Origin of the sequence: Micromonospora humidisoli, from assembly GCF_016900955.1 — a bacterium.
GTDB lineage: Bacteria > Actinomycetota > Actinomycetes > Mycobacteriales > Micromonosporaceae > Micromonospora > Micromonospora wenchangensis.
Window position 1 is genome coordinate 129729 of the sequence record NZ_JAFEUO010000002.1, and the last position, 17527, is coordinate 147255.

A 17527-nucleotide genomic window follows, 5' to 3' on the forward strand; every position below is an offset into this window, starting at 1 on the left:
CCGCCCCGCCGTGGGGTGCGTCCGGGTCGGCTGCCGGGCGGCCCGTCGCGCGCAGCCGGCCGGGGTGTCGCGGCGCGGGTACGGTGGGTGGCATGGCGCAGTTCGTGGACTGGGATCTGGCCGCCGCCACCGCGGGGGCGCTGAGCAAGTCGGGCCCCCGCGTGTCGTACGCGGAGGCGACCGGGGTGGTCGGCGATCTGCGCCGGCTCACCGACGAGGCGGCCGGGCACGTCGCCGACTACACGGGGCTGCGCCCACAGGTCAGCCACCCGCCGGTGCGGGTGGTGGACCGGCGGGACTGGGCGGCCACCAACATCGCCGGCCTGCGTGAGGTGATCACCCCGCTGGTCAGCCGGCTCTCCGGTGACAAGCCGCCAGGCGTGCTCACCGAGGCGGTCGGCTCCCGGCTCACCGGGGTGCAGGCCGGCACCGTGCTGGCGTACCTCTCCGGCCGGGTGCTCGGCCAGTACGAGGTCTTCTCGGCCGATCCGGGGCAGCTGCTGCTGGTCGCGCCGAACATCGTCGAGGTGGAACGCAAGCTCGGGGCCGACCCGCGCGACTTCCGGCTCTGGGTGTGCCTGCACGAGGTCACCCACCGCACCCAGTTCACCGCCGTGCCGTGGATGCGGGCGTACTTCCTGGGTGAGGTGCAGGCGTTCGTGGACGCCTCGCAGGGCGCCGAGCACCTGGTCGAGCGGCTGCGCCGGGGGGTGTCCACCCTGTCGGACGCGGTCCGCGACCCGGACAGCCGCACCAGCGTGCTGGACATCGTGCAGACCCCGGCGCAGCGGGCCGTGCTGGACCGGCTCACCGCGCTGATGACCCTGCTGGAGGGGCACGCCGAGTTCGTGATGGACGGCGTCGGCCCGCAGGTCATCCCCAGCGTGGAGCGGATCCGGGCGGGGTTCAACCGCCGCCGCGAGGCGGGCAACCCGCTGGAGAAGGCGATCCGCCGGCTGCTCGGCGTGGACGTCAAGATGCGCCAGTACGCCGAGGGCCGCAAGTTCGTGCACGGCGTGGTCGAGCAGGTCGGCATGCCCGGCTTCAACAAGATCTTCGGTTCGCCGCTGACCCTGCCCCGGCTCGACGAGCTGGGCGACCCGGCCGCCTGGGTGGCCCGGGTGCACGGGCCGGCCGGCGCCACCCCGACCGCCGGCTGACCCCGGTGGCCGGCCGGCCCACCCCCGCCGACCCGGTGACCGGGCCGCCCCCTGCCGCCCCGCCGACCGGGCCCGTCATGAAGGAGGCCGTGGTCGGGCGGCATGGCACCGGTGCCGCCCGCGGGCCGTCCCCCGATCCGGCGGTGGTCGCCGTCCGGGTCGCGGTACGCCGTGCCCTGGCCGGGCTCCCCGTCGACGGGCCGGTGCTGGTGGCGTGCTCGGGCGGGGCGGACTCGCTCGCCCTCGCCGCCGCCACCGCCTTCGTGACGTCCCGGGTCGGCCGACCGGCCGGTCTGGTGACCGTCGACCACGGCTTGCAGGCCGGGTCGGCCGGGCGCGCCGCCGCCGTGGCCGAGTGGGCCGCGAGAGTCGGCTTCGATCCGGTGGAGGCGGTGCCGGTGACGGTGGCCGGTCGTCCCGGTGGCCCCGAGGCCGCCGCCCGGCAGGCCCGCTACCAGGGGCTCTCGAACGCCGCCCGCCGGCACCGGGCCAGCGCCGTCCTGCTCGGACACACCCGCGACGACCAGGCTGAGACGGTGCTGCTGGCGCTCGCCCGGGGGGCCGGCCCGCGCGGGCTGGCCGGGATGCCCGCCCGGCGGGACCTGGCCGGGGTGCCGCTGCTGCGCCCCCTGCTCGACGTCACCCGGGCGCAGACCCGCGACGCGTGCGCGGCGCTCGGCCTGACCCCGTGGCAGGACCCGCACAACACCGATCCGTCGTACGCCCGGGCCCGGGTCCGCGCCGACGCGCTGCCGGCGCTGGTCGCGGCGCTCGGCGACGGGGTGGTGGACAACCTGGCGCGTACGGCCCGACTGCTCGCCGCCGACACCGCCGCCCTGGACGACCTGGCCACCGCCGCCCTCGGCACCCCGCAACCCCGGCCCGACGGGGTGGGGCTCCCCGTGCGCGACGGTGGGGGGCTGTCGGTCGCGGCGCTGGCCGGGTTGCCTGGTGCGGTCCGCAGCCGGGTGCTGCACGCCTGGGCGCGGGAGCTGGGGGCCCCTCCCGGTGCGCTCTCCCACCGGCACGTGGACGCGTTGGACGCGCTGGTCACCGCCTGGCGCGGGCAGGGCCCGACCGCCCTGCCGGGTGGCGTACGCGTCGCGCGCCGGGACGGCCGGCTGCTCCCCGTCGACCTGGGCGGCCCCGCTGCGGTGCGGTAGACAGGGCTGATGGCGTACCCCCGCAGTGCCCTGTTCGCCCCGCACGGTGCCGTCTCGACCAGCCATCCGCTCGCGGCGGCGGCGGGCCTGGCCGTGCTGCGGCGCGGCGGCAACGCCGTCGACGCGGCGCTGGCCACCGCGATCACGTTGACCGTGGTGCAACCGCCGTCCAACGACATCGGCGGTGACCTGTTCGCCATCGTCTGGGACGGCGACCGGCTGCACGGCCTCGCCGCCGCCGGGCGGTCACCGGCCGGGCTGACCCGGGAGGTGGTGCTGGCCGCCACCGGCGGGGTGCCGGCGGAACCGGTTGCGGCGCTCGGTGGCGCGCAGGCGTCCGGGCCGGCGATGCCCGCCCGGGGCTGGTTGCCGGTGACCGTGCCGGGTGCGCCGGCCGGCTGGCGGGACCTGCACGACCGGTTCGGCGTGCTGCCCTTCGCCGACCTGTTCACCGACGCGGTCGGGTACGCCGAGCACGGCCACCCCGTCTCGGCCGGCACCGCGGCCACCTGGGCCCGCGCGCTGGCGCAGCCGGTGCCGGCAGGCGCCGAGTTCACCGAGTTCGACCGGGTCTTCACGGTGGCCGGCCGGGCGCCCCGGCCCGGCGAACGCTGGCGCAACCCGGCGGCGGCCCGGACGCTACGCCTGATCGCCGCCAGCGGCGCGGAGGACTTCTACCGGGGTGCGGTCGCGCAGGCGCTGGACCGGCACGCGGCCCGTACCGGTGGCCTGCTCACCGCCGCCGACCTGGCCGGGCACACCTCGACCTGGGTCGACCCGGTCAGCGTCCGCTACCGGGGGTACGAGGTGTGGGAGCTGCCGCCGCCGGGGCAGGGGCTGGCGGCGCTGCAGGCGCTGGGCGTCCTCGACGGTCTCGACCCGGCCGCCGGCCCGGTGGACCGGGTACACCGGCAGGTGGAGGCGGTCAAGCTCGGCTTCGCCGACGCGCACGCCCACGTGGCCGACCCGGACCGTGCCGACGTGCCGACAGCCGGCCTGCTCGACCCGGGCTATCTGGCGGCTCGGCGGGCGCTGCTCACCGACCGGGCCGGCGACCCGGTGGCCGGTACGCCCGAGCGGGGCGGCACCGTCTACCTCTGCACGGCCGACGCGGGCGGTCTGATGGTCAGCCTGATCCAGTCCACCTACCTGGGGTTCGGTTCCCGGGTGGTGCTGCCCGGATACGGTTTCGCCCTGCAGAACCGGGGCACCGGTTTCCGGCTCGACCCGGGCCACCCCAACGTGGTGGGGCCGGTCAAGCGGCCCTTCCACACGATCATCCCGGGTTTCCTGACCCGCGACGGCGCACCGGTCGGCCCGTTCGGGGTGATGGGCGGGCACATGCAGCCGCAGGGGCACGTGCAGCTGGTCGCCGCGACCGTCGACGACGGCCGTGATCCGCAGGCCGCCCTGGACGCCCCCCGCTGGTACTGGCACGCCGGCCGGACCCTGCTGGTCGAGCCGGCCCTGGCGGCCGAGCCCGGCCTGGTCGCGGGGTTGCGCGCCCGGGGCCACGAGGTCACCGTCGCCGACGAGCCGTCCGTCTTCGGGTACGGCCAGGCGCTGTGGCGTGACCCGGCCGGCGGCTGGGTGGTCGGCGCGGAGCCCCGGGTCGACGGCGCGGCGCTGGGCTACTGACCCCCGGCGCGGCCCCGGCGGTTCAGGCGGTGGGGACCCGGTCGCGGAAGGTGGTGCGGTAGCCCTGCGGGGTGGTGCCGACCCGCCTGGCGAAGTGGTGGCGCAGGGCGGCGGCGTCGGGGAAACCCGAGCGGCCGGCGACGCTCTCCACGCTCAGCCGGGTCTCCTCCAGCAGCCGGCGGGCCAGCAGCACCCGTTGGTTGGTCAGCCAGTCGTGCGGGGTGGTGCCGGTCTCGGCCCGGAACCGGCGGGCGAAGGTCCGCGGTGACATGCCGGCGCGGGCGGCCAGCTCGTCCACCGTGGTCGGCCGGTCCAGGTGCCCCATCAGCCAGCTCAGCACCGGTTCGAGGGTGGGCGCGTCGGGGGTGGCCGGGATCGGCGCCTCGACGTACTGGGATTGGCCGCCGTCGCGGTGCGGGGGTACCACCATCCGGCGGGCCAGCCGGGTGGCGGTGACCGAGCCGTGTTCCTGGCGTACCAGGTGCAGGCAGGCGTCGATTCCGGCGGCGGTGCCGGCACTGGTCAGCACCGGCCCGTCGGCCACGTAGAGGTCGTTGCACCGGACCCGGGCCGAGGGGTGGCGGCGTTGCAGCTCGTCGGCGTACTTCCAGTGGGTGGTGCACTCCCGGCCGTCGAGCAGGCCGGCCGCGCCGAGCACGAACGCCGCCGAGCAGAGGCTGAACACGTACGCCCCCCGGTCGGCGGCGCGGCGTAGCGCGGCCAGCACCGCCTCGGGCACCTCACCCCCCTGGGTGTACGCGGGCACGGCGACCAGGTCGGCGTCGTCGACCGGGGCGAGGTCGGCGTGCGGGGTGAGGCCGAACCCGGAGGCGGTACGGACCGGGTCGCCGTCGGCGCTGCAGACGGTGAACCGGTAGCCGGGGAAGTCGTCGTCGGTGCGGTCGGTGCCGAACACCTCGGTGAGCACACCCAGCTCGAAGACGGCCACCTGGTCCAACGCGATGACGGCCACCGATCGAATCATGTGACGAGGGTAACCGGAGAGATGGCAGGAAATCGAGGGTGTGTGGCATGGCTGCCACTGGCCCGCCCTGGACCACCGGCGGAAACTGGGATGAGTCCGGTGCGCACCGGCGGCGAAAACCACTCAGAACAGGAGAAAGTGAGCGCCGCCATGCAGTTCCTGTTGTTCCTGCTCTTTCTCGCCGCGCTGACCGCCGCCTCGGCGTTCGGCCTGACCGCCGACACCCGCGACTCGGCCGACTGGAAGCCCACCGAGGAGGGTCGCCGCTGGCGATCCCGCACCTGCTGAGGTGATTGATTCCGTTGTGCCGGAAAATTCGGGGCGGGACCGCGCCAAAAGCGGCGGCCCCGCCGACGCGGGCCCTCCGGCGTACGGCAGGCTAGGACCATGGCTGACGGCTCCTGGTACGACGCCGACATCGATCACGTGATCATCTCCGAGGCGCAGATCCGCGAGAAGACGGCGGAGCTGGCCAAGCAGGTCTCGGCGGACTACGCCGGGGTCACCGACGGACTGCTGCTCGTCTGCGTCCTCAAGGGCGCGGTCATGTTCATGGCCGACTTCGCCCGCGCGCTGGGCCGGCAGGGTCCGCCCGTCGAGCTGGACTTCATGGCCATCTCCTCGTACGGCCAGGGCACCACCTCCTCCGGTGTGGTGCGCATCCTCAAGGACCTCGACCGGGACATCGCCGGCCGGCACGTGGTGGTGGTCGAGGACATCGTCGACTCCGGGCTGACCCTGTCCTGGCTGCTGCGGTACCTGGAATCCCGGTCGGCCGCCAGCGTCGAGGTGGTGGCCCTGTTCCGCAAGCCCGACGCGGTGAAGGTCACGGTGCCGGTCAAGTACGTCGGCTTCGACATCCCCACCGAGTTCGTGGTCGGCTACGGCCTCGACTTCGGTGAGCGCTACCGCGAACTGCCCTACGTCGGGGTGCTCAAGCCCGAGGTCTACGCCCGCGCCTGAGCTCTGCCCGGACCTGTCGTCGTCGAGCGGACGTTCAGCGGGCTCCCAGGCAGTCCGACTACGGTGGGTACTGGTGGCGTGGGACATCTCCGCGTCCGGGACCCCGACCCGCGTGACCGGGCGGTCGACGGTTCCGGTGCGCACGTTCCCCGGCACGCCGGCTGAAACCCCGGTTCGCCGTACGCGTAACTGCGGGGCTCGCAAGCTCCCGTGTCGCGTGCACGGTGTACCGTCGAATGACCGCGGTGCGGCAGTTCGCGCGCCTCGGGGTCGAGGCCGGCCCGCACGGCGGCTCGACGCCGCCCCCGGCGGCGACACCATTCAGACGGTCAGGACGTCGATCAGGAGGATGCGGGCGCCTCGGCGCTCGACAACAGCATGGAACGTACGCGTTTCTTCCGCCGACCGGTGGTCTGGATCATCCTGGTCATCCTCGGCGCCGTTGTGCTCAGTCAGCTGTTCACCGCTGGTCCCAGCTACCACCGGGTGGACACTTCCGTTGCGCTCGACCAACTGCACACCGCCAAGATCAACAAGGTCGTCTTCCAGGACAAGGAGCAGACGCTCCAGCTCAACCTGGCCGAGAAGACCAAGTTCGGCGACACCACGACCGACCGGATCGAGGCCCAGTTCCCCTACCAGGCCGGCGAGCAGGTCTGGAACGAGGTGCTGGAGGCCAAGGCGGCCAACCGGGTCACCGGCCCGGCCGACGCCAAGGTGTCGTCCGACAGCATCTGGGTGAGCCTGCTGGTCAACCTGTTGCCGATCGCGCTGCTCGTGCTCCTGCTGCTGTTCTTCATGTCGCAGATGCAGGGTGGCGGCTCCCGGGTGCTCAACTTCGGCAAGTCCAAGGCGAAGATGATCACCAAGGACACCCCGAAGACGACCTTCGCGGACGTCGCCGGGGCCGAGGAGGCGGTGGAGGAACTCCACGAGATCAAGGACTTCCTCCAGAACCCGGCGAAGTACCAGGCCCTGGGCGCCAAGATCCCGAAGGGCGTGCTGCTCTTCGGTCCGCCCGGTACCGGTAAGACGCTGCTGGCCCGCGCCGTCGCCGGTGAGGCCGGGGTGCCGTTCTACTCGATCTCCGGCTCCGACTTCGTCGAGATGTTCGTCGGTGTCGGTGCCAGCCGGGTCCGGGACCTCTTCGAGCAGGCCAAGGCGAACGCCCCGGCGATCGTCTTCGTCGACGAGATCGACGCCGTCGGCCGGCACCGCGGCGCCGGCATGGGCGGCGGCCACGACGAGCGGGAGCAGACCCTCAACCAGTTGCTCGTCGAGATGGACGGCTTCGACACCAAGGGCGGGGTCATCCTGATCGCCGCCACCAACCGGCCGGACATCCTCGACCCGGCGCTGCTGCGTCCGGGCCGCTTCGACAGGCAGATCCCGGTCGACGCCCCCGACATGGAGGGCCGCAAGGCGATCCTGCGGGTGCACGCCAAGGGCAAGCCGTTCACGCCCGACGTCGACCTCGACGCGGTCGCCAGGCGTACCCCCGGCTTCTCCGGTGCCGACCTGGCCAACGTGATCAACGAGTCGGCGCTGCTCACCGCGCGCAAGGAACAGCGGGCGATCACCAACGACTCGCTGGAGGAGTCGATCGACCGGGTGATCGCCGGTCCGCAGCGCCGGACCCGGGTGATGAGCGACCAGGAGAAGAAGATCACCGCGTACCACGAGGGCGGGCACGCGCTGGTCGCCTGGGCGCTGCCGCACGCCGCGCCGGTGCACAAGGTGACCATCCTGTCCCGGGGACGCTCGCTGGGGCACACCCTGGTCCTGCCGACCGAGGACAAGTACACCCAGACCCGGGCCGAGATGATCGACACCCTGGCGTACGCCCTGGGTGGCCGGGCCGCCGAGGAACTCGTCTTCCACGAGCCCACCACCGGGGCCGGCAACGACATCGAGAAGGCCACCCAGTTGGCCCGCGCGATGATCACGCAGTACGGCATGAGCTCGAAGCTCGGCGCGATCAAGTACGGCACCAGCGGGGACGAGCCGTTCCTCGGCCGCAACATGGGCCACGAGCGGGACTACTCCGACTCGGTCGCCGCCGAGATCGACGGCGAGATGCGGGCCCTGATCGAGCTGGCCCACGACGAGGCCTGGGAGATCCTGGTGGAGTACCGGGACGTCCTGGACAACATGGTCCTGGAGCTGATGGAGAAGGAAACCCTCTCCACCGCCGACATGGCCCGGATCTGCTCCCGGGTGGTCAAGCGCCCGCCGATGGCCCCGTACAACGGCTTCGGCAAGCGTCTGCCCTCCACCGAGCCGCCGGTGCTCACCCCGGCCGAGAAGGAGAAGCTCAAGGCGCAGGCCACGGCCGACGGCATCTCCGTCGGCGGGGCCACGAACAACTCGGACGGTCTGCACTGAACACCGACGCCGCGGCCAGCCCCGACAACCCGGGGCTGGCCGTCTCGTCCACCGAGCCCGGTGACGAGACGTTGGACTACGTCGCCGCCCGGTTGATCAGCGGCAAGCTCAACGGTCGCCCGATCGAGGACACCATGGACCTCGGCCGGATCGAGAAGGCGGTCCGCGAGATCCTCATCGCGGTCGGCGAGGACCCCGACCGGGACGGCCTCCAGCAGACCCCGGCCCGGGTCGCCCGCGCGTACGCCGAGCTCTTCGCCGGCCTGCGGGTCGACCCGTCCCAGGTGCTCAGCACCACCTTCGAGGCCAACCACGAGGAGTTGGTGCTCGTCCGGGACATCGACGTGATGAGCCTCTGCGAGCACCACCTGCTCCCGTTCCGGGGCAGCGCGCACATCGGCTACATCCCCGGCCCCGACGGCCGGATCACCGGCCTGTCCAAGCTGGCCCGGCTGGTCGAGGTGTTCGCCCGCCGCCCGCAGGTGCAGGAGCGGCTCACCTCGCAGATCGCCGACCTGCTGATGAGCAAGCTGGAACCGCGTGGCGTCATCGTGATACTGGACTGCGAGCACATGTGCATGGCCATGCGCGGCATCCAGAAGAGCGGCGCCAAGACCATCACCTCGGCGGTACGGGGCGTGCTCCAGCACGACGCGAAGTCCCGCGCCGAGGCGATGTCGCTGATCATCCCCCGCTGAACCGCCGCCTGGACTGCCCGCCGCCCCGCCAGGGGCGCGCCCCGGTCAACCGGCCAGCAACGCCAACGTGATCCCGGCGGCGGTCACCACCGCCGGAATCAGGCAGGTCAGCAACCCCAGCCGGGGCGTACGGTCCCACCGGCCGTCAGGCCCCGGCGGGAACAACCGACCCACCCCCACCCAGCCGGCCGCGAACGACACCGCCGGCAACGGCAGACCCACCAGCAGCGCCACCACGACCACCGGCCCGGTGCCGAGGGTCACCAGGAGCAGCAGCTGCACCAGCGGCACGACCAGCGCCAGTGGGCCGTACACCAGCAGGTTGCGCAACCGGGGCGGCCAGGCCGCCGACCGCAACGAACCGCGCGCCGCCAGCGCCGCATCGGCGCCCTCCACCCAGCCCTGGGCCGTCCGGAGGCCGGCCAGCACCGCCGCCGGACCGCCAGCCATCGCCCGGGTCGCCTCGGTCAGTTCCGGCGGCGTCGGGGTCAGCGAGATCGCCGGTACGCCCAACTCCCGCAGCCGGGCCTGCTGCGGCGTCAGGCGGGCACGCACCCCGTCCAACTCGGCACGGGCCCCCTCGACCGCCCGGGCCTGGTCGGCGGCGGCCGTCGCCGCGCCCCGGCGTACCCCGTCGAGCTGACGGGCGGCGGCCAGGTAGTCGGTCCAGGCGGCGGCCACCGACGGAGCCGGCCCGCTGCCGGCCCGCTGCCGGACCGGAGCCACCGTCACGGCGTCGTCGATGCTCACGGCCGATGTTCCTCCTCGTCGGCGAACGGCACCAGGACCGTGCCCCGGTCGTCGGTGGTGTCCCAGAGGACCACCCGGGCCGGCCGGGGCCGCCACTGCACCGGATGCCCGAAGAGCGCGGCGAGCTGCGCACCCGGTACGTCGACCGCCGCGACCGCCGTCAGCTTTCCCACCTCGCCGTCCGGCTCCACCAGCCCGGCCAGCGGCGGCACCGTCCGCCACCAGCCCAGCAGGTGCCGGCCCGCCGGCGGACCCTCCCGCAGCAGCGCACGCAGCCGGTCCACGGGCAACTCCTCCGCCGGGGGCACGTCCACCCCGAACACCACCAGGTAGGTCGGACCGGCACCCGCAGGAGCGGTCAGCAACCCCGGCCCGTCCACCGTCGACACCCGGTGGCGCTCGCCCAGCTCGGCGGCGAGGGCGGCGGCCAGCGGCGCGGACCCCTCGGCCAGCGGCGCGAGCACGAACTCCGCGCCACCCGGCGGATGGTGCGCGGCGGTGCTGCGCGCGGCCGTCGCCAGCAGCGCCGCCGCCCCCGGACCGGGCCCGAGGACAGCCAGGTTCTGGCCGGCCACCGGGCCCAGCGGCACCGCAACGGTCGTCCGGGCCACGTCGACCGCCCGACCCAGCAGCGCCGCCGGTGCCCCGCACCCGCCGGCCACGGCGGCGCGCATCCGCGGATCGTTGCCCAGCAACGGCCGGGCCCAACCCGCGAACACCACAGGCGGTACGGCATCCTGCGGCCGTGCCGCGAACAGCCGGTGCCGCAGTTCCTGCACCACCTCCGGGGCGTCGTGCGGGTCCGGGAACCGGATCAACCGCTCGTGCCCGCGGGTCGCGCCGCGTGGGCCACCCAGCCCACCCGCGGTGTTGACCACGGCACTACCCACCGCCAGACCGGCGGCGGCGTCGTTGGTCGGCATCAGCACCGCACTGCCCCCGGCGAGCGCCACCCGCACCGGGAACTGCCCCAGCACCGAGTCCCGGGGGGCCGGACCCGCGCCGACACCCAGGTCACCCACGCCGGCCAGCACCAGGTGTACGCCGTACCCGCGACCCGACCGGGCCAGCCCGTCCAACCGGCTCAGCACCTCGGCAGCCACCGGATCCCGATCCGCCAGCAACAGCGGAAAGTTGTCGATGACGCAGACGACGCGCGGCAGCGCCTGATGCTCACGCAGCTCGGCGAAACGCTGACCACCGGCCCGCGCCGCCGCCTCCTCCCGGCGGTGGATCTCCGCCGCCAACTGATCGAAGAGGTCCCGCACGTACTCCGGGTCGGCGGCCATCCCCGCCGCGCGGACCTGCGGCACCCACGACCTGTCCCGCCGGGTCTGGAGGAACTCCACGAACGACTCCCCGGCACCCAGATCCACCAGGTACAGGGCCAGTTCGTCCGGACCGTACCGGGCTGCCAGACCGAGCAGCGTGTTGGTCAGGAAGGCCCCCCGGTCCGCGTCCGACCGGCCGCTGACCAGCCAGTGCGGGGTCAACTCGGTGAAGCCCACGGTGACCGGCCGGCCGCCGGCGTCGCCCACGGTGGTGGACAGGCCGTCGACCGACGAGGACGCCCAGAGCGGCGCGTCCCCGGGCGGCAGCAACTCGGCGAGACCCAACCGGGAGCCCGCCTCGATCTGGTCGGCCAGCCGGCGGCAGACGGCCCCGATCAGCTCCGGGCCGGGGTCCTCGTCGACGAGGACGGGACAGTTGAGGCCGCCCGGCGGGTCGGTGCCCGGCCCGCTGAACGGGCTCCCCGGCGGATCACCCAGCAGCGCGTACGACGTGCGCAGCCGTACCGGGGTGGCCTGCGGCAGCGGTGGCCGGGCCGCCGGCCAGCCGGCGACCACCAGGTGCAGACCGGTGCCCCGAGCCCGCTCGGCGAGCGCTGCGATCCGGTCCAGGTCACTCGGCCCGGACGACGCGGGCAGCCCGGCGATCACCAGCAGCAGCGTCCGGTCGTGCCGGCGGGGCCGGCCGGCCCCCGGGGAGACCCACTGCTCGGCCTCGGCGAGCACCGCCCGCAGCCCGGCCGCGTCAGTCGCCGGAGGCGGGAACAGGCCGGCGTCGGCCAGCGCGGTGAACGGGGCGAAGACGGTGCCGCTCCGGGCCTCCTGTGGTGCACCGTTGCGCGTTGCGGTGCTCGCGTTGTCGGTGGCGGTGACGGTGACGTTCCGGGGTTCGGCTCCTGCGGTGCCGGCTCTGCCGGTGCCTGGGCCGGGGCTGACGGTGGTGTCGTCCGTGCCGGTGCCCGCGGTGCCCGGCGCGGCGGTGCCGTCGACGCCCCGGACCAGCAGGCAGCCCGCCGGAGTGGCCGCCAGCAGACGCAACAACACGGCCCGGACGAGACCAGCCACCCGGGTGTCACGGACGTCCCCGTCGAGGGTCAGATGAGCCGAGCCGAGCAGCGGCACCAGCGCCGGGAAGCGCGCATCCTCCAACGGGGCCGCCGTACCGATCCGTACGAAGGGCGGATGCTCCTCACCACACGGGGCGTCGGGCGTCAGGTCCTCCAGGGCGTTCCCGGCCCAGCCCGGGGCGAGCAGGGCGGCGGCGTGCCGCAGGCGGGCCGCCAGCTCGTACTGTCGACGCTGGTCGGCGGGGGCCGGACGGATCTCGTCGAGGACCGTGACGGCAGCGGCAACGGTCGCAGCGGCCCGACGGTGCAGGGCTGCGGCGCGGTTCGTGCGAGCCTTGGGACCGGCCACCGCGTCCACCCCTCTTTCCGAGGCGCGTCCACCCCGCTGTTCGCGACGGGAAGCCTCCCCGACTGCAGACCGTATCCCAGCCCCCGCCGCTCCTCCGGGAAGCGCGGCGGCGGTGCGCCAGGCTTGTCGCAAATCGCGGCTAACTCTCACCTCCCGGGGTCGTCCTGTCACGATCCGCAGCTTCCGGGGCATTGGGAACGGAGCGTCCAGCCGATAGCCTCAGGGGGTGGAATCAGTGCAGCCCCCCGCCGGTTCCCAGGTGTCCCGAGTTCCGGCGCAGCGGACCCCACCGGAGCACTCGGCCCCCCCTGCGCCGCTGCCGGTGCCGCAGCGTCCGACCCGCCGGCTCCGGACCGTCCTCACCGTCGTGGCCGGGGTGCTGGCGTTGCTCTGCGTCGGCGGTGGGATCACCGGCTACGTGCTGTACGAGCGGGCCGCGACCCCGGACCGCAGCGCCCCGGACGTCGTCGTGGTCAGCTATTTGCAGGCTACCTTTGTGGCTCGTGACGACAATAGAGCGAAGCTCTTCACCTGTACCGGTTTACTGCCATCGGTTGATGATTTTCGAAACCAGATGGTGAGTCGGGAGCGGGAGCTGGATGCCGTCTTCTCGATCAATATCGAGGATGTCCACGTGACAATGACCAGCAAGTCGTCCGCTGCGGTACAGGTGGTCGTCAGGCGAAGTGCAACCATTGATGAGGTTCAGCAAAGCTTGGCCGACGCCTGGCGTTTTGAGGTCGTGGATCAAAAGGAGGGCTGGCGAGTCTGTTCAGGTGAACGCCTCAGATAGTTTTCATTCAATCCACAGTAGGTGGACGGGGATCTCCATCGTGGTGGGCGGCTGCCCACGCCAGGCCCAGCGGTACCACTCCAGTTCCGGCGTGACCCGGACGCAGATGTCGCCGTCGGCACCGGAGTATGACTCGGTCACCGCACGCAGGTCGCGGTGTTCGACGGCGTCCTCGACGTGTACCACCCGTCGTCCGCTGACCGCGTCGGTCTCGAAGACCGGGGTGGGGGCCCGGTGGGTCGGCCCGTCCAACGAGACGAGCTGGATCCCCTGCTCGCGGATCGGTCCGGTGGGTGCAGGCCGGTCACCCAGGGTCTCCACCCAGACCCGTTCCACGGGGACGAGCGGGGCGAAGACCTCCACCTGGTCGGCCTCCGCCCGGTACCACTCGTGCTCGGGGATGACCGGCACGTAGGTCCGGCTGCCCTGCACCACCCGCTCGTCGGCGCGGAGGTCTCCCCGCCAACCGAGGCCGGGGAGCCCGACGAGGACCCGCCGGCCGCGCAGTTCGACCCGGCCGGTGGCGGGGACGATCTCGACCGGCCGTGGTGGAAGTGGTGCCCAGTCGGGCTGACCGGCGAACGGGTCCGGCAGTGGTCCGCTCATCGGGGCGACGGCCTCATGCCGAACCGTTCAGCGGGGCACCGCGCTGCCGCATGAACGGGACCGGGTTGATCCCGCCGGAGAAGCTGCGGTTGCTGTCGATGTGCACCTCGAAGTGCAGGTGCGGACCGGAGGAGTTGCCACTGCTTCCGACCAGCCCGATCACCTCCCCGGCCTTGACGAGTTGTCCGGGGGCCACCCGGGGCTTTTCGATCATGTGGCAGTACCGGGTGACGAAGCCGCCGGCGTGCAGGATGTCGACGAACCATCCGCACCCCCCCTTGCCGGGGAAACCGTCGACGTCACAGCTGCGATTTCCGCTGTGGTCCGGATCGCAGCGGGCCACCAGCACCCGGCCGGTGGCAGCGGCATGGATCTCGGTTCGCTTGCGGGCGCCGATGTCCACGCCGTTGTGTCGCGGTCGGCTGGCCGTGCGGAAGCCGGAGCCGACCCCGCCGTCGATCGGTGCGGTCCAGCCCGAAGCGGCGATGGTCCGCGCGGCGGCCCGGTCGCACACCGCCTGCTCGGCGATCTGGACCGTCCGGGCAGCCCCGCCGGCGAGCGCGTTGACGATCTGACTGGCGACGTCCTCGTGCTTGGCGTACGCGTCGGGGTAGGCGCTGATCTGCACCTTCTGCGCGGCCCGGGTTAGGGGCATCCGCTCCCAACCGTCGATCTTCACCAGTTTCTCGTAGAACTTGCGGGCCGCATAGTCGGGGCTCATCCGTTGCGTGACGCTGCCCCAGCCCGCCCGCTGCTGAAAGAGACCGAGGGAGTCGTGGTCGGAGCCGACCCCCTCGTTCGGGATGCCGCGAGAGCCTGCGACGGTGCTGTTGGACAGGTTGCGCAGCGCCGACTCCTGCATCGCCGTGGCCACCGCGATCACCCAGCCCCGGGGTGGCACCTTCATATCTTGTCCGACCTTGATGATGACTGCCGCATTACGCATCTGTGTCTGTCCGTATCGCCCGAGCCGGGGGATGGTTCCAGACAATTTGACCTGGTGATCTTCTTCGCAGCTCATATCCGCAGCCGTCGGGGATTGCCGGGTGGTGCCCAGACTGGTCAGGAAGAAGGCAGCTGTTCCCCCGGTGCAACAGAGGAGTGACAGTAGGGCTATAGACAGCCCCAAGGCGAAACCCGTCCGGATCTTGCGGCGTGGTGATCTGGGCTTTGAATTCATTTTCGCTCCCAGTCCACGGCATCCACCAGCCATCGGCCATCGGGTGCAACCAGTTCGAGGCGAAGGATCCCGGCATCCAGTGGTATAACCACCTCAGCGAACGTTGCGTTTCGCGGTCGTACCTCTGGCTCGCCAGTAACGCGAGCTCGCGGGGCGCCATCAGGGCCTGCGCCGGCGAGTTTTTCCATCAATTCCGGTGTGGAAAACGGGTGCAATTTACTACGCCACTGGTCGGCCTCAGAGATTGTGTGGTCAAGCCATGCTGTGGTGAACCGGATTGCCGTCTGAGCAGGCGGTAGCTGGCCAGGGGCAACGACCGGGGCCTCCGGCGATGGCGCTCCTACGACCCCGTCATCACCCTCATCCGGTTCGACAGTGGTGATGGGTTCACGTGGCCTATTCAACCCCGTGTTGAATTCGCCTGGGCCGGCAACCAAGCGGGCTGCTCCGATTACTGCCAGGACCGACACGGCAAGCATGAGTGCGATGCCGATGCGAGAACGCAGTGCCCGGGTGACGAGGAAACTAAGTGCTCGCCGCATCGCGTCACCTGGCCTCGGAGCGTATACGGGGGCTGGGCTTCACGGGCGTCGGTGCCGGCGTGGCGGAGTCGGGTCGGTAGACCACGAAGGACGGGGTCTCCTCTGGCACGTCCGGCTCGGTCCAGCCCGCCGTGGCACGACGCCGGGGGCGGGGTGCGGCCGTGTGCCGGCTGTTCTCCCGCGTCGGTGGCTTCGCCTCGGTCTCGTCGGCGCGTTCACGTCCATCCGGGCGTTCCCGCTGCGCCGGCGTGCTGACCGTCGAGTGACTGGGGTCCTCCCGTCTGGCCTCGGGACGAAGGGTGGCCGGTTCCAGTCCGGCCCCGCGTCTGCGGGTGAGCTTCGGCTCGGCCGTACCGCCCGGCTCGGCCACGTCGATTCGGGCGGCGACGCGCATGTCCCGGAAGAACCGGCGATGCCACGACCCGGCCGAGCCGACCGCCTCGCTGCTGTCCTTGCCGCCGAGCTGGGTGATCCGCCGGTAGGGCCGCAGCAGCAACCAACCGACCACACCACAGAGCCAGACCAGCACCACCTGGAGCCAGCCCGGCAGGGTCGGAGTGCTCATGATCAGATCGACGGCGAACAGGTAGATCGCCGCTCCGGTGCCGAAGATGGCGATGTTGAACACAGCAGCGACCACGGCGTTCGCCAGCCGTCGCAGTCCGGCGCTGGCCGGACGGAGCAGGCCAATCGTGCCCAGGATCGGCGCGGCGATCACCGCCCACCGGAAGATCATGAATCCGAGCAGCACCAATAGCGAGGCGGTGAGATCGAACATGGCGAAGAGCAACGAGGCCAGGACCGCGATGAACCCGGAACCGATCCGGTCCATGTCCCTTTTTCCTTGCAGATATTCGTACGCCTCGGGATCTTCTGCTTTGATCTGCTCGGAGACCTTCATCCACTGCTGCTTCTTCGCCTGAACCGTCGCATCGCGGGTGGCAGGGTTGCTGCGAATGGATTTGGCCTCACCCCAGGTCAAGGACCGGGCATCGTATAGGGCGGGGCCATATTTCTTGGCGGTTTCACTGTCGGCGGAGCCGAGGACGCCACGCAGCCAGTTTCGATAGAGCATGGTCTCCGCTGCGGTGTCACTCGCGCGGACAGCTGGAGGGCGGAGATCCTTACATCGGTCAGGATTGGGATCGATGCAACGGCCGGGCTCGGGATCCTTTGCTTGTGGTCCGACGGCGTCATGCACAACGCCGAGTGAGGCGATGAGCGTGCCGTCAGCTATATTGGCAGACTTCACCGGCCATGCTGCGAGCGCGGTTACAGCCACCATCACGAGTATTGCCCAGCCTGCGGTGGTCATTGCGTTGCTCATGTCGGACTGGCGAGAGCGCCATAGAAGATAGAGGCCCACTACGCACAGTGTGACGATTCCGAAGACACTGAAGACCTTTTGGTAGACAGCCTTGGTTGCCTTTTCTACAAGTGGGTCTGCCCAACCCCACATCGAGCTCGGATCCCAGGCGCGTTCACGCAGTGCGTTTGAGGCACCCACCACGGCCGTAGCGAACATGAATTCGCCGTTAGCCACTGTCGTGGTGAATTTGTAGTCTGCGTGAAGGACAGAGGCCCCGCACCCGAGGTCGTAAGTGTTGTAGTCGTAACCCGCGTAGCCGTAGAGGCTGTAGCGGCCAGCGACACCTCCCGCCGTCGCGGCAGCAGGCTCACTGGCAAACCAACCAGCGAGGCCAGAGTCAGGTGTACTGGGTGTAGGAGGTTCTAGGCAGGCGGCTCTGTCAGACGTAATGTCATCGAGCTTCTTGACGCAGGCGCGGAAGTCGGCCTGCCACTCCTTGGTGGTGCAGAGGTCGGCGGCCGCCTGTGCCGTCACGGGGGTACGGGCGTACGCCGGTGTGGCCCCAACCACCGGCCAGGCGATCGTGGCACCGGCGAGTACGCCGAGTGCGAGGAGGAGCGCCGTGATCCGTGCCCGGGCCCTCGCCATTG

General features: G+C 71.9%; 15 protein-coding genes. 8 read left to right on the forward strand and 7 right to left on the reverse strand.

Going from position 1 to position 17527, the window contains the following annotated elements; genetic code table 11:
- The first annotated feature begins 92 nt into the window (after window positions 1–92).
- The 3 genes from JQN84_RS05955 (at window position 93) to JQN84_RS05965 (ending at window position 3961) form a co-directional block, all read left to right on the forward strand.
- Window positions 93–1160: an Rv3626c family coenzyme F420 biosynthesis-associated protein gene (locus JQN84_RS05955; RefSeq protein WP_204957444.1), complete on the forward strand. Its 1068-nt coding sequence runs from the start codon at window positions 93–95 to the stop codon at window positions 1158–1160.
- An 89-nt stretch (window positions 1161–1249) separates the two neighbouring features.
- A complete protein-coding gene (tilS, locus tag JQN84_RS05960; RefSeq protein ID WP_307821040.1) occupies window positions 1250–2323 on the forward strand; it encodes a tRNA lysidine(34) synthetase TilS in 1074 nt (357 codons plus the stop codon).
- A gap of 9 nt (window positions 2324–2332) precedes the next feature.
- A complete protein-coding gene (locus tag JQN84_RS05965; RefSeq protein WP_204957446.1) occupies window positions 2333–3961 on the forward strand; it encodes a gamma-glutamyltransferase family protein in 1629 nt (542 codons plus the stop codon).
- A gap of 22 nt (window positions 3962–3983) precedes the next feature.
- On the opposite strand, the gene JQN84_RS05970 is transcribed toward JQN84_RS05965, so the two are convergent.
- Window positions 3984–4946 carry a GlxA family transcriptional regulator gene (locus tag JQN84_RS05970; protein WP_204957447.1) on the reverse strand — a complete coding sequence of 321 codons (963 nt, stop codon included), beginning with the start codon at window positions 4944–4946 and terminating at the stop codon, window positions 3984–3986.
- A gap of 150 nt (window positions 4947–5096) precedes the next feature.
- Between JQN84_RS05970 and JQN84_RS05975 the strand changes: the two genes are divergently transcribed.
- From JQN84_RS05975 to folE, 4 genes are all read left to right on the forward strand, one after another.
- Window positions 5097–5234, forward strand: a complete 138-nt coding sequence (locus JQN84_RS05975) for a hypothetical protein (RefSeq protein WP_169733054.1) — start codon at window positions 5097–5099, stop codon at window positions 5232–5234.
- A 99-nt stretch (window positions 5235–5333) separates the two neighbouring features.
- Window positions 5334–5909: a hypoxanthine phosphoribosyltransferase gene (hpt, locus tag JQN84_RS05980; protein ID WP_067302270.1), complete on the forward strand. Its 576-nt coding sequence runs from the start codon at window positions 5334–5336 to the stop codon at window positions 5907–5909.
- A 378-nt stretch (window positions 5910–6287) separates the two neighbouring features.
- Window positions 6288–8294: an ATP-dependent zinc metalloprotease FtsH gene (gene ftsH, locus JQN84_RS05985; protein ID WP_145922108.1), complete on the forward strand. Its 2007-nt coding sequence runs from the start codon at window positions 6288–6290 to the stop codon at window positions 8292–8294.
- A gap of 35 nt (window positions 8295–8329) precedes the next feature.
- Complete coding sequence (gene folE, locus JQN84_RS05990) at window positions 8330–8992, forward strand: GTP cyclohydrolase I FolE (protein ID WP_204958145.1); 663 nt, start codon at window positions 8330–8332, stop codon at window positions 8990–8992.
- 45 nt (window positions 8993–9037) lie between these two features.
- On the opposite strand, the gene JQN84_RS05995 is transcribed toward folE, so the two are convergent.
- Window positions 9038–9724, reverse strand: a complete 687-nt coding sequence (locus JQN84_RS05995; protein WP_281903349.1) for a hypothetical protein — start codon at window positions 9722–9724, stop codon at window positions 9038–9040.
- Window positions 9725–9738: 14 nt separating this feature from the next.
- A complete protein-coding gene (locus JQN84_RS06000) occupies window positions 9739–12456 on the reverse strand; it encodes an FtsK/SpoIIIE domain-containing protein (protein ID WP_204957449.1) in 2718 nt (905 codons plus the stop codon).
- 217 nt (window positions 12457–12673) lie between these two features.
- Between JQN84_RS06000 and JQN84_RS06005 the strand changes: the two genes are divergently transcribed.
- On the forward strand, window positions 12674–13240 hold the full coding sequence (locus JQN84_RS06005; RefSeq protein WP_239484951.1) for a DUF4813 domain-containing protein: 567 nt from the start codon (window positions 12674–12676) through the stop codon (window positions 13238–13240).
- 3 nt (window positions 13241–13243) lie between these two features.
- On the opposite strand, the gene JQN84_RS06010 is transcribed toward JQN84_RS06005, so the two are convergent.
- Genes JQN84_RS06010 through JQN84_RS06020 form a run of 4 tightly spaced genes read right to left on the reverse strand, consistent with a single transcriptional unit; the run spans window position 13244 to window position 17525 of the window.
- Window positions 13244–13846 carry a hypothetical protein gene (locus JQN84_RS06010; RefSeq protein WP_204957450.1) on the reverse strand — a complete coding sequence of 201 codons (603 nt, stop codon included), beginning with the start codon at window positions 13844–13846 and terminating at the stop codon, window positions 13244–13246.
- A 13-nt stretch (window positions 13847–13859) separates the two neighbouring features.
- The gene (locus tag JQN84_RS06015) at window positions 13860–15026 is read right to left on the reverse strand and encodes a M23 family metallopeptidase (protein WP_204957451.1); all 1167 of its coding nucleotides are present in this window, start codon (window positions 15024–15026) and stop codon (window positions 13860–13862) included.
- On the reverse strand, window positions 15023–15568 hold the full coding sequence (locus tag JQN84_RS31235; RefSeq protein ID WP_239484952.1) for a hypothetical protein: 546 nt from the start codon (window positions 15566–15568) through the stop codon (window positions 15023–15025). The genes JQN84_RS06015 and JQN84_RS31235 overlap by 4 nt, the downstream gene beginning before the upstream one ends.
- Window positions 15569–15572: 4 nt before the next feature.
- Window positions 15573–17525: an MraY family glycosyltransferase gene (locus JQN84_RS06020; protein ID WP_204957452.1), complete on the reverse strand. Its 1953-nt coding sequence runs from the start codon at window positions 17523–17525 to the stop codon at window positions 15573–15575.
- Window positions 17526–17527: the final 2 nt, after the last annotated feature.